General features: G+C 74.8%; 23 protein-coding genes. 14 read left to right on the forward strand and 9 right to left on the reverse strand.

Features of this window, described 5'->3' with window-relative positions:
• Positions 1–9: 9 nt before the first annotated feature.
• Genes narI through ACFQ80_RS05260 form a run of 4 tightly spaced genes read right to left on the reverse strand, consistent with a single transcriptional unit; the run spans position 10 to position 7,026 of the window.
• The gene (narI, locus tag ACFQ80_RS05245; RefSeq protein ID WP_430562826.1) at positions 10–768 is read right to left on the reverse strand and encodes a respiratory nitrate reductase subunit gamma; all 759 of its coding nucleotides are present in this window, start codon (positions 766–768) and stop codon (positions 10–12) included.
• Positions 759–1,505: a nitrate reductase molybdenum cofactor assembly chaperone gene (gene narJ, locus ACFQ80_RS05250; RefSeq protein WP_430562827.1), complete on the reverse strand. Its 747-nt coding sequence runs from the start codon at positions 1,503–1,505 to the stop codon at positions 759–761. The genes narI and narJ overlap by 10 nt, the downstream gene beginning before the upstream one ends.
• The gene (gene narH, locus ACFQ80_RS05255; protein WP_430562828.1) at positions 1,502–3,190 is read right to left on the reverse strand and encodes a nitrate reductase subunit beta; all 1,689 of its coding nucleotides are present in this window, start codon (positions 3,188–3,190) and stop codon (positions 1,502–1,504) included. The genes narJ and narH overlap by 4 nt, the downstream gene beginning before the upstream one ends.
• On the reverse strand, positions 3,187–7,026 hold the full coding sequence (locus tag ACFQ80_RS05260) for a nitrate reductase subunit alpha (protein ID WP_430562829.1): 3,840 nt from the start codon (positions 7,024–7,026) through the stop codon (positions 3,187–3,189). Before ACFQ80_RS05260 ends, narH begins: the two co-directional genes overlap by 4 nt.
• Before the next feature lie 253 nt (positions 7,027–7,279).
• Between ACFQ80_RS05260 and ACFQ80_RS05265 the strand changes: the two genes are divergently transcribed.
• From ACFQ80_RS05265 to ACFQ80_RS05275, 3 genes are read left to right on the forward strand one after another with little or no spacing between them, the layout of a single operon-like run.
• Positions 7,280–8,638 (forward strand): MFS transporter, encoded by a 1,359-nt coding sequence (locus ACFQ80_RS05265; RefSeq protein ID WP_430552063.1) that lies wholly within the window; start codon positions 7,280–7,282, stop codon positions 8,636–8,638.
• The gene (locus tag ACFQ80_RS05270) at positions 8,635–10,902 is read left to right on the forward strand and encodes a molybdopterin oxidoreductase family protein (RefSeq protein WP_430562830.1); all 2,268 of its coding nucleotides are present in this window, start codon (positions 8,635–8,637) and stop codon (positions 10,900–10,902) included. Before ACFQ80_RS05265 ends, ACFQ80_RS05270 begins: the two co-directional genes overlap by 4 nt.
• Positions 10,899–12,572: an FAD-dependent oxidoreductase gene (locus ACFQ80_RS05275; RefSeq protein ID WP_430562831.1), complete on the forward strand. Its 1,674-nt coding sequence runs from the start codon at positions 10,899–10,901 to the stop codon at positions 12,570–12,572. The genes ACFQ80_RS05270 and ACFQ80_RS05275 overlap by 4 nt, the downstream gene beginning before the upstream one ends.
• Here ACFQ80_RS05275 and ACFQ80_RS05280 read toward each other — a convergent pair.
• Positions 12,539–13,258 carry a class I SAM-dependent methyltransferase gene (locus ACFQ80_RS05280; RefSeq protein ID WP_430562832.1) on the reverse strand — a complete coding sequence of 240 codons (720 nt, stop codon included), beginning with the start codon at positions 13,256–13,258 and terminating at the stop codon, positions 12,539–12,541. The two genes, ACFQ80_RS05275 and ACFQ80_RS05280, sit on opposite strands and share 34 nt — an antisense overlap.
• Between ACFQ80_RS05280 and ACFQ80_RS05285 the strand changes: the two genes are divergently transcribed.
• The 8 genes from ACFQ80_RS05285 (at position 13,257) to ACFQ80_RS05320 (ending at position 20,885) form a co-directional block, all read left to right on the forward strand.
• A complete protein-coding gene (locus tag ACFQ80_RS05285; RefSeq protein WP_430562833.1) occupies positions 13,257–13,754 on the forward strand; it encodes an AAA family ATPase in 498 nt (165 codons plus the stop codon). The genes ACFQ80_RS05280 and ACFQ80_RS05285 overlap by 2 nt on opposite strands.
• 104 nt (positions 13,755–13,858) lie before the next feature.
• Positions 13,859–16,543, forward strand: a complete 2,685-nt coding sequence (gene nirB, locus ACFQ80_RS05290; protein ID WP_430562834.1) for a nitrite reductase large subunit NirB — start codon at positions 13,859–13,861, stop codon at positions 16,541–16,543.
• Positions 16,540–16,962: a nitrite reductase small subunit NirD gene (gene nirD, locus ACFQ80_RS05295; protein WP_430562835.1), complete on the forward strand. Its 423-nt coding sequence runs from the start codon at positions 16,540–16,542 to the stop codon at positions 16,960–16,962. The genes nirB and nirD overlap by 4 nt, the downstream gene beginning before the upstream one ends.
• On the forward strand, positions 16,959–17,762 hold the full coding sequence (cobA, locus tag ACFQ80_RS05300) for a uroporphyrinogen-III C-methyltransferase (RefSeq protein WP_430562836.1): 804 nt from the start codon (positions 16,959–16,961) through the stop codon (positions 17,760–17,762). The genes nirD and cobA overlap by 4 nt, the downstream gene beginning before the upstream one ends.
• Positions 17,763–17,799: 37 nt before the next feature.
• Positions 17,800–18,900 carry a uroporphyrinogen-III synthase gene (locus ACFQ80_RS05305; RefSeq protein WP_430562866.1) on the forward strand — a complete coding sequence of 367 codons (1,101 nt, stop codon included), beginning with the start codon at positions 17,800–17,802 and terminating at the stop codon, positions 18,898–18,900.
• 213 nt (positions 18,901–19,113) lie between these two features.
• Positions 19,114–19,482, forward strand: a complete 369-nt coding sequence (locus ACFQ80_RS05310; protein ID WP_430562837.1) for a hypothetical protein — start codon at positions 19,114–19,116, stop codon at positions 19,480–19,482.
• A 468-nt stretch (positions 19,483–19,950) separates the two neighbouring features.
• Positions 19,951–20,463 (forward strand): hypothetical protein, encoded by a 513-nt coding sequence (locus ACFQ80_RS05315; RefSeq protein WP_430562838.1) that lies wholly within the window; start codon positions 19,951–19,953, stop codon positions 20,461–20,463.
• Between the two features lie 107 nt (positions 20,464–20,570).
• A complete protein-coding gene (locus ACFQ80_RS05320) occupies positions 20,571–20,885 on the forward strand; it encodes a hypothetical protein (protein WP_430562839.1) in 315 nt (104 codons plus the stop codon).
• 13 nt (positions 20,886–20,898) lie between these two features.
• Here the strand turns inward: ACFQ80_RS05320 and ACFQ80_RS05325 are convergent, their stop codons facing one another.
• Genes ACFQ80_RS05325 through ACFQ80_RS05340 form a run of 4 tightly spaced genes read right to left on the reverse strand, consistent with a single transcriptional unit; the run spans position 20,899 to position 24,017 of the window.
• The gene (locus ACFQ80_RS05325) at positions 20,899–21,951 is read right to left on the reverse strand and encodes a sulfate/molybdate ABC transporter ATP-binding protein (RefSeq protein WP_430562840.1); all 1,053 of its coding nucleotides are present in this window, start codon (positions 21,949–21,951) and stop codon (positions 20,899–20,901) included.
• Positions 21,948–22,778, reverse strand: coding sequence for an ABC transporter permease (locus ACFQ80_RS05330; protein WP_430562841.1), 831 nt, complete (start codon positions 22,776–22,778; stop codon positions 21,948–21,950). Before ACFQ80_RS05330 ends, ACFQ80_RS05325 begins: the two co-directional genes overlap by 4 nt.
• A gap of 37 nt (positions 22,779–22,815) precedes the next feature.
• The gene (gene modA / locus ACFQ80_RS05335) at positions 22,816–23,598 is read right to left on the reverse strand and encodes a molybdate ABC transporter substrate-binding protein (protein WP_430562842.1); all 783 of its coding nucleotides are present in this window, start codon (positions 23,596–23,598) and stop codon (positions 22,816–22,818) included.
• 23 nt (positions 23,599–23,621) lie between these two features.
• The gene (locus ACFQ80_RS05340) at positions 23,622–24,017 is read right to left on the reverse strand and encodes a TOBE domain-containing protein (protein ID WP_380241837.1); all 396 of its coding nucleotides are present in this window, start codon (positions 24,015–24,017) and stop codon (positions 23,622–23,624) included.
• Positions 24,018–24,108: 91 nt separating this feature from the next.
• Between ACFQ80_RS05340 and glp the strand changes: the two genes are divergently transcribed.
• From glp to ACFQ80_RS05355, 3 genes are all read left to right on the forward strand, one after another.
• The gene (gene glp / locus ACFQ80_RS05345; protein ID WP_430562843.1) at positions 24,109–25,392 is read left to right on the forward strand and encodes a gephyrin-like molybdotransferase Glp; all 1,284 of its coding nucleotides are present in this window, start codon (positions 24,109–24,111) and stop codon (positions 25,390–25,392) included.
• Positions 25,393–25,463: 71 nt separating this feature from the next.
• On the forward strand, positions 25,464–25,934 hold the full coding sequence (gene moaC, locus ACFQ80_RS05350) for a cyclic pyranopterin monophosphate synthase MoaC (protein WP_430562867.1): 471 nt from the start codon (positions 25,464–25,466) through the stop codon (positions 25,932–25,934).
• A complete protein-coding gene (locus ACFQ80_RS05355; RefSeq protein WP_430562844.1) occupies positions 25,931–26,962 on the forward strand; it encodes a molybdenum cofactor biosynthesis protein MoaE in 1,032 nt (343 codons plus the stop codon). The genes moaC and ACFQ80_RS05355 overlap by 4 nt, the downstream gene beginning before the upstream one ends.
• Positions 26,963–26,986 lie beyond the last annotated feature (24 nt).

Here is a 26,986-nt window from a genome sequence, read left to right on the forward strand (position 1 = left end):
ACGGTCGGGTCAGCGGGGCGGCGTCGTCGGGTCCCACCCGGGTCGCGGCGCCCGGGACGACACGGACGCCTCGCGGGAGCGGTAGACCACGTAGGGCCGGAACGGGTACTGCACGGGGGCGGAGAACGCGTGCACCAGCCGGGTGAAGGGCCACAGCGCGAACAGCAGCATCGCCGCGACGATGTGCACCTGGAACGCGGCGGGCACGCCCTCCATGAGCGCGGGCTGCGGCTGGAGGTACCAGAGCGACCGGAACCAGGGCGAGATCGTCTCCCGGTAGTCGTACCCGTGCCCGCCCGCGAGGATCTGCGTCTGCACGGTCGCCCAGGCCCCCGACAGCAGCGACGCGGCGAGGAACACGTACATGGTCTTGTCCATGCGCGTGGTCGCGAGGAAGACGGGGCCGGTGGAGCGGCGCCGGTAGATGAGGATGAGCAGCCCGGCCACCGCGACGACGGCGGCGAGCGACCCCATCGACGTGGCGATGAAGTGGTAGAACCCCTCGCTGACCCCGACGGCCTCCGTCCAGGTGTTCGGGATCACGAGCCCGAGGAAGTGCCCCAGCACCACGAACAGCAGCCCGAAGTGGAACAGCGGCGAGCCCCAGCGCAGCAGGCGCTTCTCGTAGAGCTCGCTGGACCGGGTGGTCCAGCCGAACTTGTCGTACCGGTACCGCCAGACCGACCCCACGACCAGGACGGCGAAGGTCACGTAGGGCAGCACGACCCAGAGGATGATCTTGTCGGCGCCCGCGTCCGTCAGGCCCATGGCAGGTCCTTCCCCTCGTCCCCGTACCCCGTGTCGCCGGCACCGCTCGCCCCGTACCCGCTCAGCCCCACCAGCTCCGCGGGCGGCCCGGCGGCCACCAGGTCGGCGACGCGCTCGGCCGTGGCGGCGTCGACGGGCGGGAGGGTGAGGCTCACGGCCTCGACCGCCGCCGTCCAGGGCGAGCGCTGCGCGGCGAGCGCCGAGCGCAGCACCTCGATGCCGTCGCGGTGGGCCGCGAGCAGCGCGCCCGCGATCCGGGCGCCGTCGGGCCCGCCGCGGGCGGACAGCTCCAGGACGGTCGGGAGGTAGTCGGGCAGCTCGTCGCCGGTGGTTTCGAACCCGGCGGCGCGGTAGGCCTCGACGAACCGCACGAGGGCGGCGCCGCGCTTCCGGGTGTCGCCCGCCGCGTAGTACGACAGGTACATGGCGCAGCGGCGCTTGAGGTCGAACGTCGCGACGTACCGGGCCTGCAGCGCGGCGACGTCGTCCGGTCCGTCGGCGTCGAGGAGCGTCGTGGCGAGCCCGCCGAGGCGGTCGCGCACCGGGGCCGGCAGGGGGGCGACGGCGTCGCGCACGGTGGGCGCGGCCGCGAGGGTCGCGTCGTCGGGGTAGGCGAGCAGCACCGACGCGGCCATGTGCGCGACGGCGCGGTCGCCGTCGGGCAGCGGCACCGGCGCGAGCGGGTCGAGCCGCTTCGCGCGCACGCCGGGGCGGGGCAGGAACGCGAGCCGGCTCACGACCGGCCCTCCTCGTCGCCGGTCCCGCCGCCGCCGGGGGCGCCGTCGTCCCCGGGCGGGAACAGGCCGCTGGGCCGCCCGTTGCCGTCCCAGTTGAGCAGGTTGACGCGCCCGGGGGTGGACGGGCCGTAGGGGGAGTCCGCGGTCTGCCGGGCGGCCAGGGCGTGGAAGTTCTCCACGGCGACCGGGGTGGGCTGACCCGAGGACGAGCCGAACGGGCCGGCGCCGCCCATGCCGGGGCCGCCCTCGAAGTCGAGGGAGCAGGCCATCTCCTCCAGCTCGCGCGCGACCTCGGTGTGCGCGGTGGGGATGACGTACCGCTCCTCGTACTTCGCGATGGCCAGCAGGCGGTACATCTCCTGGACCTGGTCGCCGGTCATGCCCACGGCGGCGGCGTGCTCCTCGGGGAACTCGCGCCCGAGGTTCACCTCGCGCATGCCCGACCGCATCGCGGCGAGCCGGCGCAGCACCCGCTCGACCGGCCCGGTGTCGCCGGCGGTGAACAGCCCGGCGAGGTACTCCAGCGGGATGCGCAGCTGGGAGATCGCAGCGAAGAGGGTGCGCCCGTCCTCGCCGTCGTTGCCGGAGCTCGCCACCACGTCGACCACGGGGGACAGCGGCGGGATGTACCAGACCATGGGCAGCGTCCGGTACTCGGGGTGCAGGGGGAGCGCGACCTCGTAGTCGGAGATGAGCTTCCAGATCGGGGAGCGCTGGGCGGCCTCGATCCAGTCGTCCGGGATGCCCTCGCGGCTGGCCGCGGCGACCACCTCGGGGTCGTGCGGGTCCAGGAACACCGACCGCTGCGCGGCCAGGAGATCGTGCTCGTCCTCGATGGCGGCGGCCGCGCCGACCTTGTCGGCGTCGTACAGCACGAGGCCGAGGTAGCGCAGGCGGCCGACGCAGGTCTCGGAGCAGACGGTGGGCAGGCCGACTTCGAGGCGCGGGTAGCACAGCGTGCACTTCTCGGCCTTGCCGGTCTTGTGGTTGAAGTAGACCTTCTTGTACGGGCAGCCGGTGACGCACATGCGCCAGCCGCGGCACTGGTCCTGGTCCACCAGGACGATGCCGTCCTCGACCCGCTTGTACATCGCGCCCGACGGGCAGGAGGCCACGCACGACGGGTTGAGGCAGTGCTCGCAGATGCGCGGCAGGTAGAACATGAACGTCTGCTCGAGCTCCTCGGCGACGTGCTCGCTCATGTGCTTGAGGATCGGGTCGTCCTGCATCGTCGCGGTGGAGCCGCCGAGGTCGTCGTCCCAGTTCGCGGACCACTGGATCGACATGTCGTCGCCGGTGAGCAGCGACTTGGGCTTCGCCACCGGCGTGTGCTCGCCCTGCGGGGCGCTGAGCAGCATGTCGTACTCGTACGTCCACGGCTCGTAGTAGTCGTGGATCGACGGGAGCTTGGGGTTCGCGAAGATCGACGCGAGCTTCTTGGCCCGACCGCCGGCCCGCAGCTTGAGCTTGCCGCGCTTGGTGCGCACCCAGCCGCCCTGCCAGGTCTCCTGGTCCTCGTAGGTGCGCGGGTAGCCGAGGCCGGGGCGGGTCTCGACGTTGTTGAACCAGACGTACTCGGTGCCGGTGCGGTTCGTCCACGCCTGCTTGCACGTCACCGAGCAGGTGTGGCACCCGATGCACTTGTCGAGGTTCATCACCATCGACATCTGCGCCATGACCTTCACGAGTAACGCACCTCCTGCGAGCGGCGTCGGATGACGGTGACCTCGTCGCGCTGGTTGCCGGTGGGGCCGAGGTAGTTGAACGCGTAGGTGAGCTGCCCGTACCCGCCCGCGAGGTGCGTGGGTTTCAGCAGGATGCGCGTCAGGGAGTTGTGGATGCCGCCGCGGCGGCCGGAGGTCTCGGCGAGCGGCACGTCCACCGTGCGGTCCGTGGCGTGGTGCATGTACACCGTGCCCTCGGGCATGCGGTGCGAGACGACGGCGCGCGCGACGACGACGCCGTTGCGGTTGACCGCCTCGATCCACTCGTTGTCCGCCACGCCGATCTTCGCGGCGTCCGCCGGGCTCATCCAGATGTTCGGGCCGCCGCGCGACAGCGACAGCATGAACAGGTTGTCCTGGTACTCCGAGTGGATGGACCACTTGGAGTGCGGCGTCAGGTAGCGCACCGCGACGGCGGCGTGCCCGGTGCCGCTGCCGTCGGGGCCGCCGTCGTCGAAGGCGCCGGGCCGCGGCGAGTCGCCGAACAGGTGGTGCAGGTCCAGCGGCGGCCGGTACACGGGCAGCTGCTCGCCCAGCTCGATCATCCAGTCGTGGTCGAGGTAGAAGTGCTGGCGGCCGGTGAGCGTGTGCCACGGCTTGAGCCGCTCCACGTTCACCGCGAACGCCGTGTACCGGCGCCCGCCGTGCTCCGAGCCGGACCACTCCGGGGAGGTGATCACCGTCGTCGGCCGCGACTGCACGTCCGGGAACGTGACGCGCTTGGCCTGGTCGTCGGCGGCGAGGTCCGCCAGCCGCTGCCCGGTGCGCTTCTCCAGGTGCTCGAACCCCTGCACCGCGAGGCGGCCGTTGGTCGTGCCGGACAGGGCGAGGATCGTCTCGCACGCGTGGGTGTCGCGGTCCAGCCGGGGGCGCCCGGCCGCGGGGCCGGACGTCACCAGGCCGTTGACCTGCCCGAGCTTGCGCACCTCCTCGTCCGGCATGAACGCGACGCCCTTGGTGGCCATGCCCTTGGTGTCCGTGAGCGGCCCGAGCGCGGCCATGCGCGCCGCGAACGCCGGGTAGTCGCGCTGCACCACCTGCAGGCGCGGCATCGTCACGCCCGGCACCAGCTCGCGCTCCGCGGGTGGCGCGCCCGCGTCGGTGAGCGTGCCGTGCGGCACCGCGAGCTCGTCGGGGGAGTCGTGCAGCAGCGGCGTGGCGACCAGGTCCTCGCGCACGCCCAGGTGCTCCTCGGACAGCTGCGAGACCAGCCGCGCCAGCGTGTGGAACGTGTCGAAGTCGGTCTTCGTCTGCCACGGCGGGTTGATCGCCGGGTTGAACGAGTGCACGAACGGGTGCATGTCCGTGCTCGACAGGTCGTGCTTCTCGTACCAGGTGGCCGCGGGGAGCACGACGTCGGAGAACAGCGTCGTGCTGGTCATGCGGAAGTCCATCGTGACGAGCAGGTCGAGCTTGCCGCGCGGCGCCTCGTCGTGCCACGTCATCGACGCCGGACGGCGGCCCTCCGGCGCCTCGTCGGCCAGCACGGAGGCGTCCGTGCCGAGCAGGTGCTTGAGGAAGTACTCGTTGCCCTTGCCGGAGGAGCCGAGGATGTTGGCCCGCCAGATCGTCAGCACCCGGGGGAAGTTCGCCGGGTCGTCGGGGTCCTCGCAGGCGAACCGCAGGTTCCCGGCCTTCAACTCGTCCACGACGTGCTGCTCCGGCTCCTTGCCCGCCGCGCGCGCCTCGTCCACGAGGTCCAGCGGGTTGCGGTCGAACGTCGGGTAGCTCGGCATCCAGCCGCGCTGCGCCGACTCCACCAGCGAGTCCGCCGTCGTGCGGCCCGCCAGGACCCCGGGCGCCAGCGGGGACGCGAGCGCGTCGGCCGGCATCCCGTCGTACCGCCACTGGTCCGTGGCGAGGTAGAACCAGCCCGTGCCGATCATCTGGCGCGGCGGACGCACCCAGTCCAGGCCGCCCGCGTACTGCGCCCAGCCCGTGATCGGGCGGCACTTCTCCTGGCCCACGTAGTGCGCCCAGCCGCCGCCGTTGACGCCCTGGCAGCCGGTGATCGTCGTGAGCGTGAGGAACGCGCGGTAGATCGTGTCCGAGTGGAACCAGTGGTTCGCGCCCGCGCCCATGATGATCATCGACCGGCCGCCGGAGTCCTCGGCGTTCTGCGCGAACTCCCGGCCGATCTGCGCGGCGTCTGCGGCGCGCACGCCGGTGATCTCCTCCTGCCAGGCGGGGGTGCCGGGCGCCGTCGCGTCGTCGTAGCCGGTGGGCCACTCGCCCGGCAGGTCGAGCTCGGCCCGCTCGACGCCGTACTGCGCCAGCAGCAGGTCGAAGACCGTCGACACCAGGTGCCCGCCCACCCGCCGGGTGGGCACGCCACGCGTCAGCACGCCCTTGCCGCCCAGGTGCGCCTGCTCGGCGGCGTCCCCGGCACCGGCGTCGGCCTCGGGCACGACGTCGAACCGGGGCAGCAGCACGGCTGCCGTGCCCAGCTCGCCCGGCGCCGCCCCGGCGCCGTCGGCCACCGACAGCAGCGGGTCGACGTCGCCCAGGTCCAGGTTCCACCTCCCCTCGCCCGCCTCGCCGTACCGGTCGGCGAGCGTCCCGTTCGGCGCGACGACCGTGCCGTCGGCGTCCAGGAGCAGCGTGCGGAAGCTCGGGTTCGCCGTCGCCCGTGCGCCCGGCAGGACGGCGTCGTCCACGTCCGAGGCGGTGAGGAACTTGCCCGGCACGTACGCGCCGTCCTTCTCGTCCAGCCGCACCAGGAAGGGCGCGTCCGCGTACTTCTTGAGGTAGTCGACGAACGGCGCGGTGCGCTTCTCGACGAGGAACTCCCGCAGGATCACGTGCCCCATCGCCATCGCGAGGGCCCCGTCGGTGCCCGGCTGCGGCGCCAGCCACTGGTCGGCGAACTTCGTGTTGTCCGCGTAGTCGGGGGAGACGGACACGACCTTGGTGCCGCGGTAGCGCGCCTCGGCCATGAAGTGCGCGTCCGGGGTGCGGGTCACCGGGATGTTGGAGCCCCACATGATCAGGTAGGACGAGTTCCACCAGTCCGCGGACTCCGGCACGTCCGTCTGGTCGCCGAACACCTGCGGGGAGGCGACCGGCAGGTCCGCGTACCAGTCGTAGAACGACAGCATCGTGCCGCCCAGCATCTGCACGAACCGTGCCCCGACGCCGTGCGACACCATCGACATCGCGGGGATGGGGGAGAAGCCCGCCACCCGGTCCGGCCCGTGCGCCTTGATGGTGTGCACGTGCGCCGCCGCGACGATCTCCGCCGCCTCGTCCCACGTGGCCCGCACCAGGCCGCCCTTGCCGCGCGCGCTCTTGTACGCCCGCGCCGTCTCCGGGTCGGAGGTCAGCCGCTCCCACGCGAGCACCGGGTCGCCGCCGACCGCGGCCTTCGCCTCCCGGTACGCCCGCAGCAGGACGCCGCGCACGTACGGGTAGCGCACCCGCGTGGGCGAGTAGGTGTACCAGGAGAACGCGGCGCCGCGCGGGCAGCCCCGCGGCTCGTACTCGGGGGAGTCCGGCCCGACCGACGGGTAGTCCGTCTGCTGCGTCTCCCACGTGATGATGCCGTCCTTGACGTACACCTTCCACGAGCACGAGCCCGTGCAGTTCACGCCGTGCGTGGAGCGCACCACCTTGTCGTGCGACCACCGGTCCCGGTAGAAGACGTCACCCTCGCGACCGCCCTTGAGGAACAGCTGGCGCAGGTCCTCGGACACGTCCCCCTTGCGCAGGTGCTTGCCGAGCCGCAGCAGGGCGTCGGCGGCCCCGGTCGGCGGCGCCGCCCCGAGGTCGGTCGTGACGGGCGGACGGGTGGTCGACATGCGCACTCCTGGGGCTGGGGTACCGAAGAGTCACTGTTTCGCATCATGGGCCCGGACCTGGGGCAGCGCATGTCGAACCCTCCTGCTCACAGGCCCGCCGGGCCGGCTGTGCGTTCGTGCTCACGCGCATTTCACGGCCCGGCGTCAGGCATCGAAACACCGTCTTCCTAGCGTCGGACCACCGGCCCGACGACGCGCCGGCGGCACCTACCCACCGCCCGCGTCGTCGGGCCCGCGCTCAGGAGGACACGCGATGGCTGCTCCGACCACGGCCGTTCCCACCACGGACGCCGCGCCCCCGGCCCCCGGCGCGCACACCCGCCCGGGCCGCTGGATCGACGACTGGCGCCCCGAGGACCCGGCGTTCTGGGCCGGCGGAGGCCGCCGCGTCGCGCGCCGCAACCTGGTGCTCTCGGTGTTCGCCGAGTTCCTCGGGTTCTGCGTGTGGGCGCTCTGGTCGATCGTCGTGCCGCAGCTGCCCGCCGCCGGGTTCACGCTCACCACCGACCAGATGTTCTGGCTCATCGCGGTGCCCTCGCTCGTGGGCGCCACGCTCCGCATCCCCTACACCCTCGCGGTGCCGGTGTTCGGCGGACGGACGTGGACGGTCGTGTCGGCGTCGCTGCTGCTGATCCCCACGACGGCGCTGGCGGTCGTCGTGCAGCGGCCGGAGACGTCGTTCGGCGTGCTGCTCGCCGTCGCGGCGCTCGCGGGCTTCGGCGGCGGCAACTTCGCGTCGTCGATGGCGAACATCTCCTTCTTCTTCCCGGAGAAGGAGAAGGGCGCGGCCCTCGGCTGGAACGCCGCGGGCGGGAACCTGGGCACCGCCGTCGTGCAGCTCGTCGTGCCGCTGGTGATCGTGACCGGCGCGGGCGTGGCGCTGGAGCGGGCGAGCCTCGTGTTCGTCCCGTTCATCGTGCTGGCGGCGTTCCTCGCCTGGCGGTTCATGGACAACCTCGCGGCGGCGAAGGCCGACCCGCGCTCGTTCGCGGTGGCCGTCCGCCAGCCGCACACGTGGGTCATCTCGTTCCTCTACATCGGCACGTTCGGGTCGTTCATCGGCTTCTCGGGTGCTTTCCCGACGCTCCTGGCGGGGCAGTTCCCGGAGGTGAGCCTCTCGCTCGCCTTCCTGGGCGCGCTCGTGGGGTCGGTGGCCCGCCCGCTGGGCGGCATCCTCGCCGACCGCGTCGGCGGCGCCGTCGTCACCGTGTGCTGCTACGCCGTGATGATCGTCGGGGCGCTCGGCGCCATCTCCGCGCTGGGGAGCCACCGGTTCGGGCTCTTCTTCGCGTCGTTCCTCGTGCTGTTCGTCGCGACCGGCGTCGGCAACGGGTCGGTGTACCGGATGATCCCGGCGGCCTTCCGGGTCGCCGGGGCGGGACGGGAGGCGTCGGCGACGGCCCGCGCGGCGGCCGGCTGCATCGGCATCGCCGGGGCCGTCGGCGCGCTCGGCGGGTTCTTCGTGCCCCGCGGGTTCGCGATGTCGACGTCGCTGACGGGCTCGCTGGTCGCCGCGCTGTGGGTGTTCGTCGGCGCGTACGCCGTGATGGCAGTCGTCACCTGGGCGGTGTACGCGCGCCGCGGCACCGCGATGCGGGCGGCGCGCGTATGACGACGGCGGGGGCCGCGGTCGCCACCCACTGCCCGTACTGCGCGCTGCAGTGCGGCATGGACCTCACGCCCGCCGGCCCCGCCGGCCCGGCGTCGGCGGGCCGGGCGGCGCTGCCCGTGTCGGTGGCGCCCCGGCAGTTCCCCACGAACGGCGGCGGGCTGTGCCAGAAGGGGTGGACCAGCGCGACCGTGCTGCGCGCGACCGACCGGCTCACGACGCCGCTCGTGCGCGGGGCGGACGGCGCGCTGGCTCCGGCGTCGTGGGACGACGCGCTCGATCGGGTGGCGGGCCGGCTCGCGAGGCTGGCCGCCGAGCACGGGCCGCAGGCCGTGGCGGTGTTCGGCGGCGGCGGGCTGACGAACGAGAAGGCGTACGCCCTCGGCAAGTTCGCCCGCACCGTGCTGCGCACGCCGTTCATCGACTACAACGGCCGGTTCTGCATGTCGTCGGCCGCCGCCGCGGGGAACCGGGCGTTCGGCCTGGACCGCGGGCTGCCGTTCCCGGTGACCGACCTGGCGGGGGCCGACGCGATCCTGCTGCTCGGCTCGAACGTGGCCGAGACGATGCCGCCGTTCGTGCAGCACCTCGCCGGCGCGCGCGCCGCGGGCGGGCTCGTCGTCGTCGACCCGCGCCGGTCGGCCACCGCCCGCCTCGCCGGTCCCGGCGAGGGGGTGCACCTGCAGCCCGTGCCCGGCACCGACCTCGTGGTGCTGCTGGCGCTGGTGCACGTGCTGGTGGCCGAGCGGCTCGTGGACCGCGCGTACGTGGAGGAGCGCACCACGGGGTTCGACGACGTCGCGCGGTCGGCCGCCGCCTGGTGGCCCGAGCGGGCGGAGACGGTGTGCGGCGTCCCCGCCGAGGAGCTGCGCCGGGTGGCGCGGCTGCTGGCCGCGGCGTCGCCGTCGCGCGGCGGGCGAGGCGCCTACGTGCTCACGGGGCGCGGCGTCGAGCAGTCGGCGCAGGGCACCGCGACCGTGACGGCGGCGATCTCCCTGGCGCTGGCCCTCGGGCTCCCCGGGCGCGTGGGGTCGGGGTACGGGTGCCTCACCGGGCAGGGCAACGGCCAGGGCGGGCGGGAGCACGGGCAGAAGTGCGACCAGCTGCCCGGCTACCGCAGGATCGACGACCCGGCCGCCCGCGCGCACGTCGCCGTGGTGTGGGGCGTGGACCCGGGGTCGCTGCCGGGGCCGGGCGTGCCCGCCGTCGAGCTGCTCACCTCGCTCGGGACGCCCGGAGGGCCGCGCGCGCTGCTGGTGCACGGCTCGAACGTCGTCGTGTCCGCGCCGAACGCCGACCGCGTGCGCGAGCGCCTCGCCGCCCTCGACCTGCTCGTGGTGTGCGACGTCGTGCCGTCCGAGACCGCGCTGCTCGCCGACGTCGTCCTGCCCACCACCCAGTGGGCGGAGGAGGAGGGCACGATGACGAACCTCGAGGGCCGCGTGATCCGTCGCCGCCGCGCCACCGACGCCCCGGGCGACGCGCGCTCGGAGCTGTGGATCCTCGCGGAGCTCGCGCGCCGCCTGGGCTCCGACGTCGCCTTCCCGACCGACCCCGCCGTCGTGTTCGACGAGCTGGCGCGCGCGTCGGCCGGCGGCGTCGCGGACTACTCCGGGCTCAGCCACGCCCGGCTCGACGCGCACGACGCCGCCGGCGGCCCGGGACTGTACTGGCCGTGCCCGGCTGCCACCCCCGAGCTGTCAGGACCAGCGCGGGGCATACCCGCCGCGCATCCTGACAACGCACGGGAGCAGCACCCCGGGACGCCGCGCGTGTTCCTGGACCGGTTCGCGACGCCGGACGGTCGCGCCCGGATGGTCGCGGTCGACCACGCCGGGCCGGCCGACGACGTGCGCCCCGACGCGCCGACGTACCTCGTCACCGGGCGCGTGCTGCAGCACTACCAGTCGGGCGCGCAGACGCACCGCGTGCCCGAGCTGGAGCGGCTGGTGCCGGAGCCGTACGTCGAGCTGCACCCGCTGCTGGGGCTGCGGGTCGGGGTGCCGGACGGCGGCCGGGCGCGCCTCGTCTCGGCCCGCGGGGCCGTCGAGGCGACCGCCCGCTGGACCGACGCCGTCCGCCCGGACACCGTCTTCATGCCCTTTCACTGGAGCGGCGCGGGCAGCGTCAACCGCCTCACGAGCGACGCCGTCGACCCGGTCTCCGCGATGCCGGAGTTCAAGGTCTGCGCGGTGTCGGTGACACCGGCCGTGCCCGCCCCGGCCGTGGAGGCCCAGCACGTCGAGACCGTGGAGGTCCCCGCATGAGCGATCCGCAGCAGGGCCTGCGCGTGCCGCACCGGGTGGTCGTCGTCGGCCACGGCATGGTGGGCGCGCGCCTCGCCGACGAGCTGTCCCGGCGCGACGCCGACGGCGCGCTCGACGTCACCGTGCTCGGCGCCGAGCCGTACGAGCCGTACAACCGGGTGCTGCTGTCCGACGTCGTCGCCGGGCGCACGGACGTGGCGGCGATCGGCATGCCCCTGGTCAACGACGGCCGCACCCGGGTGCTGCGCGGCACCACCGCGGTGACCGTCGACCGGGTCGCCCGCGTCGTCCTGGCCGACGACGGCACCCGCCACCCCTACGACCACCTGGTCCTCGCCACCGGCGCGGCCGCACGCCTGCCCGACGTGCCCGGCCTCGGCACGGACGCCACGGCCCTGCCCGCCGGGGTGCACGCGCTGCGCACGCTCGACGACGCCCGCGAGGTGGTCGCCGCCACCGTGAACACCCCGCGCGCGGTGGTCGTCGGCGGCGGCGTGCTGGGCGTGGAGGTGGCGCTCGGTCTGGCCGGGCGCGGGCTGCCCACGACCCTCGTGCACGGCGCGGGCGCCCCGATGGACCGGCAGCTCGACGACCAGGCGGGCGCCGTGCTGCGCGCGGGCCTGGAGGCGGCGGGCGTGGCGGTGCGCACGGGGGTGCGGCCGCAGGAGGTGCTCGTCGTCGGGGGCCGGGCGGTCGGGGTGCGGCTCGACGGCGCGACCACCGAGCCGGGGGAGACGCTCGGCGCGGGCCTGCTCGTGCTGGCCTGCGGCACCGCGCCGGAGACGGCGCTGGCGCGGCGGTCCGGGCTCGCCGTCGAGCGGGGCGTCGTCGTGGGCCCCGACCTGGCGAGCGTCACCGACCCCCGGGTCTTCGCCGTCGGCGACTGTGCGCAGCCGCCGGAGGGTTCGCGCGGCCTCGTCGCGGAGGGCTGGGACCAGGCGCGCCGGCTCGCCGAGCACCTGGTGGTGCTCGCGGCGCGGCCCCGCCCCGCCGCGGCGGTGCCCGCCGGGCCGCGCGAGCACCTGCGCCTGCCCGGGGACGGCGCGGGGCCGTCGATGGCGGTGCGCCTCGGCACGCTGCTGTCGTCGCGTGCGCCGGGGGCGCGGGCCGGCGGCGTCGACACCCGGGGCACGGACGTCGTCAAGGTCAAGGCCGGGCCGCTCAGCGTGGTCGCGATGGGCCGCTGCGGGTCCGGCCGCGTCCCGGCGCCGGGGGAGCGGGCCGTGCGCCTCGGCGACCCCGCCGCGGGCCGTTACGTCGAGGCCGTGGTGGCGGACGGCGTCCTGGTCGGCGCGACGTGCGTGGGTGACGCCCGCGTGGCGGCCGACCTCACCGCCGCCTACACCCGCCGCACCCCCGTGCCCGCCGACCCGGCGTTCCTGCTGCTCACACCGGTCATGCCCGCCGCCGAGCCGGCGACCAGCCCGGAGCACATGCCCGACGACGCCACCGTGTGCCGCTGCAACGGCGTCACCAAGCACGACATCGCCGCCTGCGTGGCGAACGGCGCGTCGACCCAGGGCGACGTCGCGCGCGCCACCCGTGCCACCACCGGCTGCGGCAGCTGCACCGAGGCCGTGTGCGGGCTGGTGGAGTGGCTGGCCCGGGCGCGACCGGCGGGGCCGGAGACGGAGGATCAGGCGGTCGGGGAGGTCCACTCGAGCGTGTAGCGGAAGAACAGCCGCCGCCGGAACCGTGCTCCCGGCAGCACGCGGCGCGCGGTCTCGCGGACCTCGCCGTACGTCTCGCGCGCGTCGCGCACCGGCGCGGGCGGGCCGTCGTCGACAGGGGATCGGACGTCGCGGGCCGGTCGCGCGTTCTTGACCAGCCCGACGACCGGGTTGGCGAACGACGAGACCAGGTCGACGGCCAGGTCGCGCGGCGCGCCGATCCGCGCCAGCCTGACCACCAGCAGCCGGCCGCCGGGCGCGAGCACCCCGGCGGCGTGCCGCAGCGCGGGCTCGAGGTCCATGTGGTGCAGGGAGGCGACCATGGTCACGACGTCGAACGAGCCCTCGGCGGGGACGTCCTCGAACCGCCCGTGCCGCACGCTGATGCCGGGGTCGCCCGCGAACCGGGCGCGGGTGGCTTCGACCACGGGCCCGTCCACGTCGAGGCCCACCACCGTGGCCCCCGAGGCCCGCAGGCGGCCGACGAGGGCGCCGAGGCCGCACCCCACGTCGAGCGCGCGGTGCCTCCGGCGCGGCAGCCGTCGCAGGATCCAGCCGTGGAAGTGGTCGTTGTGGTTCCACGGGTGCCGGGCGTTGACCCGGCCGAGCCAGCGCCCGACGGCGCGGACCAGCGGGTTCGTCGTCGTGCGGGGGTCGCGCTGCGTCCTCGGCATCGTCGTCGGCATGGTCAGCGAGGGTAGCGTCACGACCGTGTCGCACCTCGTCCTGCTGTGCGGGCCCGCCGGGGCGGGCAAGTCCACGCACGCCCGCCGCTTCGTGGCCGACGGCTACGCGGTCGCGGCGGTCGACGAGATCGCGTGGGAGGCCGGGCACCCCGCCGTGCACCCGCTGCCCGACGACGACGCCCGCCGGGTGGCCGACGCGCTGCGGTCCCGCGTCGCGACGCTCCTCGACGAGGGCCGCGACGTCGTCGTCGACTCGTCGTTCTGGTCGCGCTCCGCGCGCGACGAGTACCGGGCCCTCGGCGCGGCGCACGGCGCGAGCACGCTGGTCGTCCTGGTCGACACCCCGCGCGACGTCGCCCTCGCCCGCGTGGCCGCCCGGGCCGCCGCGCACCCGCACGACGTCGTGCTCACGCCGGAGGTCGCGGCGGCGTACCACGACGGCTTCGAGGTCCCGACCCCGGACGAGGGACCGCTGGAGGTCGTCCCGGGGTGGTGAGCACCCGACCCTCTCGCGCAGGATGTTTCGCGCGTGAGGCAGATGTTCCCGTGAGGTAACCGTGGCCTGACGGCGGCGACACGGCGGCTCCCTACGTTCGGGTCATGAGCAGCGAGCCCCCCACCCCAGGCAGCGTCGACCGGCGGCACGTCGTCGTCGTGGGCGGCGGCATGGTCGCGCAGCGGTTCGTCGAGGCCCTCCGTGCCCGCGACGACGCCGGCGCGTGGCGCGTGACCGTCTTCGCCGAGGAGCCGCGCAAGCCGTACGACCGCGTGGGCCTCACCCGCTACTTCGAGGTGCGCGACGCCGAGGAGCTGACGCTCGGCGACCCGGCGCTGTGGGACGACCCGCTGGTCGACCTGCACCGGGACTGCGCGGTCGCGTCGATCGACCGGGAGGCCCGCACCGTGACGGACCGCCTCGGCCGGGTGCACGCCTACGACGAGCTGGTGCTCGCCACGGGATCGAGCGCCGCGATGCCGCCCATCGACGGCAACGACCTGCCCGGCGTCTTCGTCTACCGCACCATCGACGACGTCGCCGCGCTGCGCGGCTGGGTGGAGGCGAAGCGCGAGGCGGGGCGCGTCGAGACGCGGGGCGGCGTGGTCGAGCGGCCGGTGCGCGGCGCCGTCGTCGGGGGCGGCCTGCTCGGGCTGGAGGCGGCGGGCGCGCTCAAGGCGCTCGGTGCGCAGGCCACGGTCATCCAGTTCGGCACGCACCTCATGGACGTGCAGATCGACCTCGGCGGCGGGCACGCGCTGAAGCGGCTCATCAACGACAAGGGCATCTCCGTCCGCACCGACACGGCGACGAAGGCGATCCGCCCGCACCGCCGCACCGGGCACGTGGGCCGGATGGACTTCGCGGACGGCGGGCGGCTCGACGTGGACGTCGTCGTGATGGCCACCGGGGTGCGGCCCCGCGACGAGCTCGCCCGCGCGGCCGGCCTGGAGGTCGGCGGCCGCGGCGGCGCCGTCGTCGACCTCACCTGCCGCACCGCCGACGAGCACGTCTGGGCGATCGGCGAGGTCGCGTGCATCGAGGGCCGCTGCCTCGGTCTGGTGGCGCCCGGCAACACGATGGCGGAGGTCGTGGCCGACCGGCTGCTCGGCGGCGAGGCGACGTTCCCTGGCGCGGACACTGCCACCAAGCTCAAGCTGTCGGGCGTCGACGTCGCGAGCTTCGGCGACGCGCACGGCCGCACCGAGAAGTCGGTCGAGATCGTGTGGGCCGACCCGCTGCGGGGCGTCTACAGCAAGCTGGTGATGGCCGACGACGCGCGCACCCTGCTGGGCGGCGTCTTCGTCGGCGACGCCGGTCCGTACGCGTCGCTGCGGCCGATGCTCGGCGCCGAGCTGCCGGGCGACCCGAGCGCGTTCCTGCTGCCCGAGGGTGCGGGCGGCGCACCCACCCTCGAGCTGCCCGACGACGCGAACGTCTGCTCCTGCAACAACGTCTCGGCGGGCACGATCCGCGGCGCCGTGACGGAGCACGCGTGCACCGACGTCGCGGGGGTCAAGGCGTGCACCCGCGCCGGCACCACGTGCGGCGCCTGCCTGCCGCTGGTCACCAAGCTGACGAAGACGGAGCTGGCCAAGGCCGGCGTCGAGGTGAGCAACGCGCTGTGCGAGCACTTCGAGCTCTCCCGCGCCCAGCTCTTCGACGCCGTGCGCGTGGCCGACCTGCACACGTTCAGCGAGATCATCGCCCGCTTCGGCCGGGTGCCCGACGCCCGCGGCTGCGACATCTGCAAGCCCACCGTGGCGTCCATCCTGGCCAGCCTCGGCAACGGGCACATCCTGGCGGGCGAGCAGGCGACCCTGCAGGACACCAACGACCACATGCTCGCCAACATGCAGAAGGACGGCACGTACTCCGTGGTGCCGCGCATGCCGGGCGGCGAGGTGACGCCCGAGGGGCTGATCGTCGTCGGGCAGGTCGCGAAGGACTTCGGCCTCTACACGAAGATCACCGGCGGGCAGCGGATCGACATGTTCGGCGCCCGCGTCGAGCAGCTCCCGGAGATCTGGCGGCGGCTCGTGGACGCCGGGTTCGAGTCCGGGCACGCCTACGGGAAGTCGCTGCGCACGGTGAAGTCGTGCGTCGGGTCGACCTGGTGCCGGTACGGCGTGCAGGACTCCGTGGGCATGGCCGTCGAGCTCGAGCTGCGATACCGCGGCCTGCGCTCGCCGCACAAGCTCAAGCTCGGCGTCTCCGGCTGCGCCCGCGAGTGCGCGGAGGCGCGCGGCAAGGACGTCGGCGTGATCGCCACCGACCAGGGCTGGAACGTCTACGTGGGCGGCAACGGCGGGCAGACGCCCAGGCACGCGCAGCTCTTCGCCGAGAACCTCTCGTCGGCCGAGCTGCTGCGCACCATCGACCGCTTCCTCATGCTGTACATCCGCACCGCCGACCGGCTCCAGCGCACCGCCCCCTGGGTGGAGGAGTACGAGGGCGGCCTCGAGGCGATCCGCCAGGTCGTCGTCGAGGACTCCCTCGGCATCGGCGCGGACCTCGACGCCGCCATGGCGCAGCACGTCGAGGGGTACGAGGACGAGTGGAAGGCCGTGCTCGAGGACCCCGAGAAGCTGGCCCGGTTCGGCTCCTTCGTCAACGCCCCGACCACGCCCGACCCGACGCTCGCGTACGTGCCGGAGCGCGGGCAGAAGCGTCCGGCCACCGCGGACGAGGTCGCGTCCGGCGCTGACGGCCCTGTCGACCCCGAGCTCGTCTCCGCCCTCACCAGCCCCGTCCTCGTCGCCGGCCCCACCCTGGAGGTGCGCGCATGACCGCCCTGACCCCGATCCCCACCGAGACGAGCACCGTCACGACCCTCGTCGACGGCCCCGGCTGGACCGCCGTCTGCCGGCTGGACGCGCTCGCCCCCGAGCGCGGCGCCGCCGCCCTGGTGACCGGCTCCGACGGCGAGGAGCTGCAGGTCGCGCTGTTCCGCCTGCTCGACGGCACGGTCTGCGCCGTGCAGCAGCTCGACCCGTACTCGGGCGCCCACGTCATGTCGCGCGGCATCGTCGGGACCCGCGGCGGCACGCCCACGGTGGCGTCGCCCGTGTACAAGCAGGTCTTCGAGCTGCACACGGGCCGCTGCCTCGACGCGGCGGGCAAGGAGCCCCGGGGCGGGCTGGCGGGGGACCTCGCGTCGTACCCGGTCGTCGTGTCCGGCGGCGTCGTGCACGTGGGGATCGGATGACGACGTCCGGCGCGGCCCCCGGCCGCGTCACCCTGGTCGGTGCCGGACCGGGCGCCGCCGACCTGCTCACCTACCGCGCGTGGCGCGCGCTGACGACGGCCGACGTCGTCGTCGCGGACCGCCTGGTGCCGCGCGAGGTGCTCGACGACCTGGGCCCCGGCGTCGAGGTCGTCGACGTCGGCAAGACACCGGGCCGGCACACGCTGCCGCAGGAGGAGATCGACGCGCTGATCGTGGCGCGCGCCCTCGCCGGCCAGCGTGTGGTGCGCCTCAAGGGCGGCGACCCCTTCGTCTTCGGCCGCGGCGGGGAGGAGGTCGCGGCCTGCCGCGCCGCCGGGGTGCCGGTCGAGGTGGTGCCCGGGGTCTCGTCCGCGCTCGCCGCGCCCGCGCTGGCCGGGGTGCCGCTGACGCACCGGGGCACGACGACGGCGTTCCACGTCGTCACGGGCCACACCCGCGACGGCGGGGCGGGCGGCGACGTGCTCGACGAAGTCTCCGTGGCGTGCGTGACCTCGCGGGCGGCGACGCTGGTCGTGCTCATGGGCGTGGCCGCGCTGCCGGGGATCGTCGCCCGCCTGCTGGACGCGGGCGCCGCGCCGGGAACGCCCGTCGCTATCGTGGAACGCGGTTCGCTGCCCGACCAGCGGGTCACGCGCGTCGCCCTCGACCTGGCCGCCAAGCGTGCCGAGGAGGTCGGGGTCCGCGCGCCGGCCGTGGTCGTGATCGGCGACGTGGCCCACGAGGAGCTGCTGGAGGTCGCGCGTGACGCAGGAGGAGCCGCAGGGCAGGCCGGTGGCTGACACCGCGCCGGGCCCCCGGCCGGCGCTGGGCCAGGTGATGGCGGGCTGCACGGTGCTCGTCACGGCCGACCGCCGCTCGGGCGAGCTGGCCGCCGCCCTGGAGCGCCGCGGCGCCTCCGTCCGGCACGCTCCGGCGCTGAGCATGATCCCGCACGTCGACGACGACGCCCTGATCGCCGCGACGCGCACCCTCGTCGCCGACCCGCCGGACGTCGTCGTCGCGACCACCGGCGTCGGGTTCCGCGCGTGGATCGAGGCCGCCGACGCGCACGGCCTCGCCGACGACCTGCTCGCCGTCCTGGGCAGGTCGCGGATCGTCGCCCGCGGCCCCAAGGCGCGCGGCGCGATCCAGGCCGCGGGGCTGCAGGCCGACTGGGTCGCGGAGTCGGAGACGTCGGCCGAGGTCGCCGAGGTGCTGCTCAGCGAGGGCGTGAGCGGGCTGCACGTCGCCATCCAGCACCACGGGGCGGGCGCCGACGGGCTGGACGTCGTGTTCGAGAAGGCGGGCGCGCGAGTGTCCGCGCTGGTCGTGTACCGGTGGGGGCCGCCGCCCGACCCGGCCGCCGTCGAGGCCTCCGTGCGTGCCGCCGCGGCGGGGGAGATCGACGCCGTCGCCTTCACGTCGGCGCCCGGCGCCGAGGCGTGGCTGCGCGCCGTCGAGAGCCAGGGCCTGCGCGACGCGGTCGTGGCGCGCTTCGCCGACGGGTCGATGGTCGCCGCCGCGGTCGGGCCCGTCACCGCGCGCCCGCTGGAGTCGCGCGGCATCCCGACCCTGCAGCCCGAGCGCGGCCGCCTCGGCGCCCTCGTGCGGTCGATCGTCGGCCACTACGAGCACCTCGAGTCCGTGGCCCTCGCCACCGTCGCCGGGCCGCTCGTCATCCGGGCCCGCGTCGCCGTCCTGGACCAGCAGGTGCTGCCGCTGTCGCCCACCGGCGTCGAGGTGCTGCGGCTGCTCGCCTCCGCGGGCGGCGACGTCGTGGGGCGCGAGCGGGTGCTCGACGTGCTGCCCGGCAGCTCCCGCGACCCGCACGCCGTCGAGGTCGCGGTCGCCCGCCTGCGCGACGCCACCGGCCGCCGCGACCTGGTCAAGACCGTCGTCAAGCGCGGCTACCGGCTGGAGCTCGCGCCCCTCGCGTAGTCGCTGACCTGCGGGGGCCTGGACCTGAGGCTGGACACGAGCCTGGACGTGCGGTGGCGCGCGGGCGCGGGCGGGGCGACGTCCTGACGTGCCGTCCGTCGGCCTGTGAAACACGTCGATGCTCCACCCACCAGGTGCGCCACGATGGTCACCACCAGACCGAGGGCATCGACGCCCCGTTCGCACACGTCAGAGGAGCAGTGGGACTCCGTCATGGACCGGGAGATCATCGACCTCTTGTGGCTCGGGTACGAGGACGTGTCGGGACTGTGGGAGATCACCTGGCAGGACCGGGCCACGGGTCCCACCGATCGACGGATCGACACGCTGGTCGCGCTGCTGCGTTCAGGCCTGATCGAGGTCGCGAGGGGCCCGTGGTCTCTCGACTTCGACGACGCACGCCGTCTCACCTCGGACGAGGCGCGCAGGACGCTCCTCGACGAGCGCTGCTGGAAGGGCCCGGATCCGTACGACGACATCGGCGAGCACGTCCTGAGATTCGTGACGACGGACGCGGGGTTCGAGGCCTACCGAGAAGCGACGGTGCGGGGGCGCGGCGGCCCGGAACCGGTGGAGGACTGATGGCACTCGAAGGGGTCGACCGAGACCTGCGGGAGAGCTCTGGCGAGGAGCCGCTCGCGGCCGTCGACGCGACGCGTGCGGAACGGCTCGTGTGGTACCTCCGCGACCTGGTGATCATCGGCCAGGGGATCCGTGGCCTGAGTGTCCTCGAGCTCGAGGACGAGATCGTGAAGTCGCCCCACGGGCTCCAGATCTCCTGGGCGAGCTGGTCGGTCTGCTCCGGGATGCCGAGGACGTCCACGACCTCGTCGCCACGGGTCACCGCGCTCCGGCCGCCCACCAGGTCGACGCCCCGGCTGGGGCCCACGAAGGGTGCGTGGCCGTCGTCGAGGTGTTCGACAGCAGTACCTACCGGGTGGGATGGGACCCGCTGGCGGCATCATCGACAACATGAGGAGGAACCCGTGAAAGGCACCTTCAGCCTGGTGATCGAGCGGATCGAGCCCGAAGCCCTGAGGGTCCTCCTGAATGCCCCCGAAGATGATCGCCGGGGTCTACCCCCGGCGATGCTTCTCCCCGCCGAACAGGCTCATAGCCGCGTGCAGGCCCGGAAGGCTGAGGGCTGTGACCGACCCTCTTGAGACTGTCCGACGTGCGGGCTTCGAGGCGCTCGGGACGGAGGGCACCGTCGAGGAGGTGCGTGCCGTCTGGCGGGCGTTCTCGTCGGTCTCGGCGGTCCCGACCGTCCGTATCGCCGACGGCGACCCCGATCCGTCGGCGGTCGAGACCGCGTGGGCTCGGGTCGTCGACACGACCGGTCTCGTGTCGTCGTCGGGCGAGTTTCTCCTCAGCGTCAGCGCGACCGGTACTCACGACGCAGCGTGGCTTCGCGTGCAGGCTGGTGCTGACGCCCGCGTTCTCGATCTCGGGCCTCGCGACGGCGAGCCGGACTTCGTTGCCACCAACGTGGGTCGGACCGTATCGGTGGCGGTCACCTCCGAGGAAGACGAGACCTGGATTCTCGTCTCGGTCCGTGAGTGAGAAGAATGGACGCCGGACGGTAAGGGCGCCGGGCCAGACCGAGACCGGGCGTCTCGAAGGCCACGTGGGAGCAGGAGCGAGTACATGACCTCCTGGCCTCGCCCGGCGTGTTCGAAGACCTGCTCGTCCTCTGGGAGGACGACCCAGAGTTCCGGCCGGACGACCTGCCGGAGGACAGCCGGCTCCTCGCCTGGGCCAACACGGGCAACGGGGAGACGCTGTTCTGGCGCGTCGACCCGGGCGCCAGCGCCGACGCGTACCCGGTGTACGTGGAGGACGGGGACGGCGAGAGCTGGGAAAGGTTCGACCTGAGCGCCACCGACCTGCTCGAGGGGATCCTGGAGGGGGAGGTGCGGCCCGAGTCGTTCTCGGACACGTTCCTGCGGGTCGACGAGGTCTACCGGCCCTACCCGAGCGTCTGACGCCCGGGGGGCGTCACCCGGGGTAGACGTCCACCTCGGCCGCCTTGACCGACAGCCACACCCGCGCGCCGGGCACGAGGGACAGCTCGGCGGCGGACTGCGGCGTGACGTCGGCGGCGAGGTGGTCGGTGCGCACGCGCACGAGGTCGCCCCGCGGCTCCAGCGAGGTCACCGTGCCTCGGAAGGTGTTGCGCGGGGAGCCGTGCCGCTCGTCGAGGTAGACGGCGACCGCGGCGGGGCGGAAGACGGCGGTCATGGGCGCGCCGACCGCGGCGTCGGGATCGCCGTGCCCGTGCACCATCTCCCCGGCGGGCGTGCGGACGCCGTCGCCGGTCCACGTCCCGGCCAGGAGGTTGAGCCCCGCGATCTTCGCCGCGAACGCGCTGCGCGGGCGGCTGAGCACCTGGGCGGTCGGGCCGCGCTCGACGACGCGCCCGCCCTCGACGACGGCGACCTCGTCGGCCAGCAGCAGGGCGTCGAGGACGTCGTGGGTCGTGATGATCGCGGTCTGGTCGGCGAGGAGCTGCTTGAGCGCCTGGCGCAGCGCGGGCGTGACGTCGACGTCGAGCGCGGCCATCGGCTCGTCGAGCAGCAGCAGCCGGGGCTCGGCCGCGAGCGCCCGCGCGACGGCGACGCGCTGGGCCTGCCCGCCGGACAGGGTCGACGGCGGGCGGTCGGCGAGGTGCGCGAGCCCGATCTGCTCCAGCCAGCGTCCGGCGGCGTCGTCCGCGTCCCGGCGCCGGGCGCCCTGGGAGCGCGGGCCGAACGCGACGTTCTGCCGCACGGTCAGGTGCGGGAACAGCAGGGCCTCCTGCGCGAGCAGCGCGACCTGCCGGGCGTGCGGCGGCACCCAGGTGCGCGTGAGGCCGGCCTCGGCGCGCACCAGGGGGCGCCCGTCGAGCACGATCTCGCCGTCGTGCGGCCGCAGGGTCCCGGCCGCGAGGCCGAGCGCGGTGGACTTGCCCGCGCCGTTGGGACCGAGCAGCGCGAGGGTGCGGCCCTCGGGGACGTCGAGCTCGACGTCGAACCCGCGGGCCGGCAGCGTGGCGGCGAAGGTGAGCGTCACAGCGGGCTCCGGTCCCGCTGACCCTGCCTGGTGGCGGCGATGACGAGGACGGCGACGACGACGAGCAGCAGGGAGAGGGCCACCGCGGCGTCGGGGTCGGTCTCGCGCTGCAGGTAGATCTCCAGCGGCAGGGTGCGCGTGACGCCCTGGAGGCTGCCGGCGAACGTGATGGTGGCGCCGAACTCGCCGAGGGCGCGGGCGAACGACAGCACCGCGCCCGACAGCAGCCCCGGCCACACGAGGGGGAGCGTCACGCGCCGCAGCACCGTCGTGGGACGTGCGCCGAGCGACGCCGCGACCACCTCGTAGCGGGCGCCGGCCGTGCGCAGCGCACCCTCGAGGCTCGTGACGAGGAACGGCAGCGCGACGAACGTCTGGGCGAGCACCACCGCCGTCGTCGAGAACGCGATCTGCAGGCCGGCGACCTCGAGGGTCTCCCCGAGCAGCCCGCGGCGGCCGAACGTGTAGAGCAGCGCGATGCCGCCGACCACGGGCGGCAGCACGAGCGGCACCATCACCAGCGAGCGCAGCAGGTCGATCCCGGGGAAGCGGCACCGCGCCAGCACCAGCGCCATCGGGATGCCGAGCACCAGGCACACCACCGTGCTGGCCGCCGACGTCTGGAGACTCAGCAGCAGCGCGGCCCGCGCCGACTCGCTGGTGATCAGCGACCAGTAGCTCGACCAGTCGACCCGCGTGGCCATCGCGACCAGCGGCAGCACCACGAACAGTCCGCCCACCGCGGCGGGCACGAAGGCCCACCGCGGCAGGCCGACGGCCGCCTCCGGGCTGTGGCGGAGGCGGCGGTCGGTGGGGGACGTGGTCATGCGCGTGTCACGGAGATGTCAGGGCCGCGAGGGGCGGTCAGGGTGCCGCGAAGCCGAAGCCGGACAGCGTCTGCTGCCCGTCGTCGGACAGCACGAGGTCGACGAACTCCTGCGCGAGGTCGGCGTGGTCGGTGTCGGCCACCGTCGCGATCGGGTAGGTGTTCACCGCGCTGGTGGACTCGGTGAACTCGATGCCCTCGACGTCGTCGCCCGCGGCGGCGACGTCCGTGACGTACACCAGCCCGGCGTCGGCCTCGCCCGCGGTCACCTTGCCGAGCACGTCGGTGACGCTCTGCTCCTCGCTCACCGGCGTCAGGTCGAGCCCCGCGGCGTCGGCGACCTTCGCGGAGGCGGCCCCGCACGGCACCTCCGGCGCGCAGAGCACCAGCTTCACCGCGGGGTCGGCCAGGTCGTCGAGCGTCTCGACGCCGGCCGGGTTGCCCGGCGGGACGGCGATCTCCAACGTGTTGGTGGCGAAGTCCTGGGGGTCCGTGACCAGGTCGTCGGCGACCAGCTTGTCCATGTTCGCGGTGTCCGCCGAGGCGAACACGTCAGCCGGCGCGCCCTGCTGGATCTGCGCCACCAGGTCCGACGACCCGGCGAAGCTCAGCTGCACGTCCACGCCCTCGTGGGCCGCCTCGAACTGCTCGGCGAGGTCCTCGAACGAGCCCTTGAGCGACGCGGCGGCGAACACCGTGAGCGTCGTCGTGCCGGCCTCCGCGCCGTCGTCCCCCGACGCCGTCGTGCCGCAGCCCGCCAGCGCCGTCACGGCAGCGCCGATCGACAGGGCCGCCACCCCGGCGGCGATGTGCTTCCTCATGCGTCTCCTCGGTCGGGGGCCGGTCATGCCTCGGCCTCGATCACGACGGTCGTCGACTTGATGACCGCAACCGCCACGGAGCCGCGCTCCAGCCCGAGGTCGCGCACGGCCTCGCTGCTCATGAGCGACACCACGCGGAACGGGCCGCACTGCAGCTCCACCTGCGCCATCACGGTGTCCACCTGCAGGTCCGTGACGAGCCCGACGAAGCGGTTGCGCGCGGAGCTCTTCATCCCGCCCGGCAGCGCCGGGACGGTCGCGTGCTCGCGCGCGACCATCGCCACCTCGTACCCGTCGACGACCTTGCGGCCCGACGCGTCCGTCGTGGACCCGAGCAGCCCGCGATCGATCCACCGGCGCACCGTGTCGTCGCTGACACCGAGGTACACGGACGCTTCCGAAACTCGCATGTGCGGCACGATCGGAAGCATAGCCCCGCATCTGCGGGGAGTGTTGCGGGGGCGGAGCTCGCCGGGGACCACGGGCGGCGGGGGACATAGGCTGACGCCCGTGCATGACGACGTGACGCGGCGACGGTCGGTGGCCGACCACGCCGCCGCGGTGGCGGAGCTGGTCGAGCCCGCGCTGGCGGCGGCGCGCGGGCGGGCGTCCGCGCGGGTCGACATCTCGACCCTGCTGACGCAGGTCGGCGCCGGCGCCGGGCTCTCGCCCCGGGTGCTGGCGCGCGACGCGACGGCCGCCGTCGCGCTGCCCGGCTTCGATAACTCCCAGATGGACGGCTACGCGGTGCGCTCGGCGGACCTGGACGGCGCGTCCGGCCCGGTGGTCCTGCCCGTCGTCGCGCCCGTCCCCGCCGGGACGCGGCCGCCGCCGCTGGAACCGGGCGCCGCGGCTCCCGTGATGACCGGGGCGCCGGTGCCCGCCGGCGCCGACGCCGTCGTCCGGATCGAGGACGCCGACCCGCCGCGCTTCCCGGACCCGGAGACCGTCGCGACGGTCCGGTTCGCCGCCCCCGTCGCGCCGGGCACGTTCGTGCGCGCCGCGGGCTCCGACGTCGCGGCGGGCGACGTGCTGGTCGCTGCCGGGACGCCGCTCGGCGCACCCCAGCTCGGCGCGCTCGTCGCCGCGGGCGTCACGACCGTCGACGTCGCCGCACCGCCGCACGTGCTGCTCGTCTCCACCGGGTCGGAGCTGGCCCCCGCGGGCGCGCCGCTCGGCCCGGCGCAGGTGCACGACGCCAACGGCGCCGCGCTCACCGCCGCGCTCGGGCAGGCCGGCGCCCGCGTCACGACCCGCGTCGCGCCGGACCGGCCCGACGCGCTGCTCCGGGTGCTCGCGGACGCGCCGGGCGACGTGGCCCTCGTCGTCACGACCGGCGGTGTCTCCGCCGGTGCGTACGAGGTGGTGCGCCAGACCCTCACGGGCGCCTGGTTCGGGCACGTCGCCGTCCAGCCGGGCGGGCCGCAGGGCCTCGGCACGGTGACCCTCGGCTCCGGGCAGGACGTGCCGCTCGTCGCGTTCCCCGGCAACCCGGTCAGCGCGTACGTGTCGTTCGAGCTGTTCCTGCGCCCGGTGCTCGCCGCGGCGACGGGCGCGGCGCCCGCCCGCCGGGCCACCGGTCGCGCAGCCCTCGCCGAGCCGCTCGACTCACCCCCCGCGCTGCACCAGGTGCGGCGGGGCGAGCTCGACGCCGACGGTCGCGTGCACATGACCGGCGGCCCCGGCTCGCACCTGCTGACCCACCTCGCCGCCGCGACGGTCCTCGTGCACGTGCCGCCCGGCGTCGCGCACCTCGACGCCGGCGAACCCGTCGACTACCAGGAGCTCCGTTGACCGATCCCTCGACCGACCCGGCCGACCCGACGCAGGGCCTGACCCACTACCGTGCCGACGGCGCGGCGCACATGGTCGACGTCTCCGCCAAGGACGTGACGAAGCGCGAGGCCACCGCGGCCGGGGTGCTGCGCACGCGGGCCGACGTCGTCGCGCGGATCGCGTCGGGCGACCTGCCGAAGGGCGAGGCGATCGCCACCGCCCGCATCGCGGGGATCCTGGGCGCGAAGCGCACCCCGGACCTCGTGCCGCTGTGCCACCCGCTGCCGATCTCCGGCGTGGAGATCGACGTCGTGCCCGCCTCCGACGGCTCCGGCACGGTGGCGATCACCGCGACCGTGCGCACCACCGGCCGCACCGGCGTCGAGATGGAGGCGCTCACGGCGGTCACCGTCGCCGGGCTGACGCTCTACGACATGATCAAGGCGGTCGACAAGGCGGCCGTGCTCACGGACGTGCAGGTGGTGGCCAAGTCGGGCGGCAAGTCCGGCGACTGGTCGCGCCCGGCGACGTCCTCCGAGACGCACGGGCAGGACGCATGACCGGCACGCGCGAGCGCCACGAGGGGCACGGCGGCAGGCACCCCGAGCACCGCGTCGCCGTCGTCGTCGCCTCCGACCGGGCCGCGGCGGGGGAGTACGAGGACCGGTCGGGCCCGGCGGCCGTCGCGTGGTTCGCGGCCCGCGGCTGGCGCACGTCGCCGCCCGTCGTCGTGCCTGACGGCGAGCCCGTGCGGGAGGCGTTGGCCGACCTGCTGGTCGCTGCCCCCGACGACGTGCCGCACCTGATCGTCACCAGCGGGGGCACGGGGCTCGGCCCGCGCGACCGCACCCCCGAGGCGACGCGCGCCGTGCTGGACCGCGAGGTGCCGGGGATCGCCGAGCTCGTCCGCGCGCGCTCGCTCGCGCCCACCGACCCCACGAAGCGGGCCGTCCCGGCGGCGGCCCTGTCCCGCGGCGTGGCCGGGGTGGCCGGCCGCACGCTGGTCGTCAACCTGCCCGGCTCCGTCGGCGGCGTGACCGACGGCCTCGACGCGCTCGCCGAGGTGCTCACCCACGCCGTCGACCAGCTCGCGGGCGGCGACCATCCCACGCCGGTGGACCAGGAGCCTGACGCGCCCGCGGATGCCGCCGTGCTGCGCGCCGACGTCGTCGACGCGCCCCTGGACCCGCTGCTCGCGGAGCTGAGCGCGCTGGTGCGCGACGACGCGTGCGGCGCGGTGGCGACGTTCACCGGGTACGTCCGTGACCACGACGGCGGTCGCGGCGTCGCGCACCTGCACTACGAGGCGCACCCGGACGCCGCGACGGTGCTGCGGACGGTGGCGGAGCGCGTCGCGCACCGCACGGCCGCGGCGAAGGGGGACCGCGTCCGCGTCGCCGTCGTGCACCGCACGGGCGACCTGACGATCGGCGACGTCGCGGTGGTGGCGGCCGTGGCCGCGGGGCACCGCCAGGCGGCGTTCACCGCCGCGTCGGACCTGGTCGAGGAGCTCAAGGCCGAGGTGCCGATCTGGAAGGAGCAGGGCTTCGACGACGGCACGTCGGAGTGGGTCGCCTCGCTCGGCTGACTGGTCGCGGAGAGGCCGCGACGG

The sequence above is a fragment of the Isoptericola sp. NPDC056578 genome, assembly GCF_042793275.1.
GTDB lineage: Bacteria > Actinomycetota > Actinomycetes > Actinomycetales > Cellulomonadaceae > Isoptericola.

Coding starts and splice junctions, on each gene's coding strand:
- narI (WP_430562826.1), bottom strand. CDS start 768: ATGGGCCTGACGGACGCGGGCGCCGACAAGATCATCCTCTGGGTCGTG.
- ACFQ80_RS05260 (WP_430562829.1), bottom strand. CDS start 7,026: ATGTCGACCACCCGTCCGCCCGTCACGACCGACCTCGGGGCGGCGCCG.
- ACFQ80_RS05265 (WP_430552063.1), top strand. CDS start 7,280: ATGGCTGCTCCGACCACGGCCGTTCCCACCACGGACGCCGCGCCCCCG.
- ACFQ80_RS05270 (WP_430562830.1), top strand. CDS start 8,635: ATGACGACGGCGGGGGCCGCGGTCGCCACCCACTGCCCGTACTGCGCG.
- ACFQ80_RS05275 (WP_430562831.1), top strand. CDS start 10,899: ATGAGCGATCCGCAGCAGGGCCTGCGCGTGCCGCACCGGGTGGTCGTC.
- ACFQ80_RS05285 (WP_430562833.1), top strand. CDS start 13,257: ATGGTCAGCGAGGGTAGCGTCACGACCGTGTCGCACCTCGTCCTGCTG.
- ACFQ80_RS05280 (WP_430562832.1), bottom strand. CDS start 13,258: ATGCCGACGACGATGCCGAGGACGCAGCGCGACCCCCGCACGACGACG.
- nirB (WP_430562834.1), top strand. CDS start 13,859: ATGAGCAGCGAGCCCCCCACCCCAGGCAGCGTCGACCGGCGGCACGTC.
- nirD (WP_430562835.1), top strand. CDS start 16,540: ATGACCGCCCTGACCCCGATCCCCACCGAGACGAGCACCGTCACGACC.
- cobA (WP_430562836.1), top strand. CDS start 16,959: ATGACGACGTCCGGCGCGGCCCCCGGCCGCGTCACCCTGGTCGGTGCC.
- ACFQ80_RS05305 (WP_430562866.1), top strand. CDS start 17,800: ATGGCGGGCTGCACGGTGCTCGTCACGGCCGACCGCCGCTCGGGCGAG.
- ACFQ80_RS05310 (WP_430562837.1), top strand. CDS start 19,114: ATGGACCGGGAGATCATCGACCTCTTGTGGCTCGGGTACGAGGACGTG.
- ACFQ80_RS05315 (WP_430562838.1), top strand. CDS start 19,951: ATGCCCCCGAAGATGATCGCCGGGGTCTACCCCCGGCGATGCTTCTCC.
- ACFQ80_RS05330 (WP_430562841.1), bottom strand. CDS start 22,778: ATGACCACGTCCCCCACCGACCGCCGCCTCCGCCACAGCCCGGAGGCG.
- modA (WP_430562842.1), bottom strand. CDS start 23,598: ATGAGGAAGCACATCGCCGCCGGGGTGGCGGCCCTGTCGATCGGCGCT.
- moaC (WP_430562867.1), top strand. CDS start 25,464: ATGGTCGACGTCTCCGCCAAGGACGTGACGAAGCGCGAGGCCACCGCG.
- ACFQ80_RS05355 (WP_430562844.1), top strand. CDS start 25,931: ATGACCGGCACGCGCGAGCGCCACGAGGGGCACGGCGGCAGGCACCCC.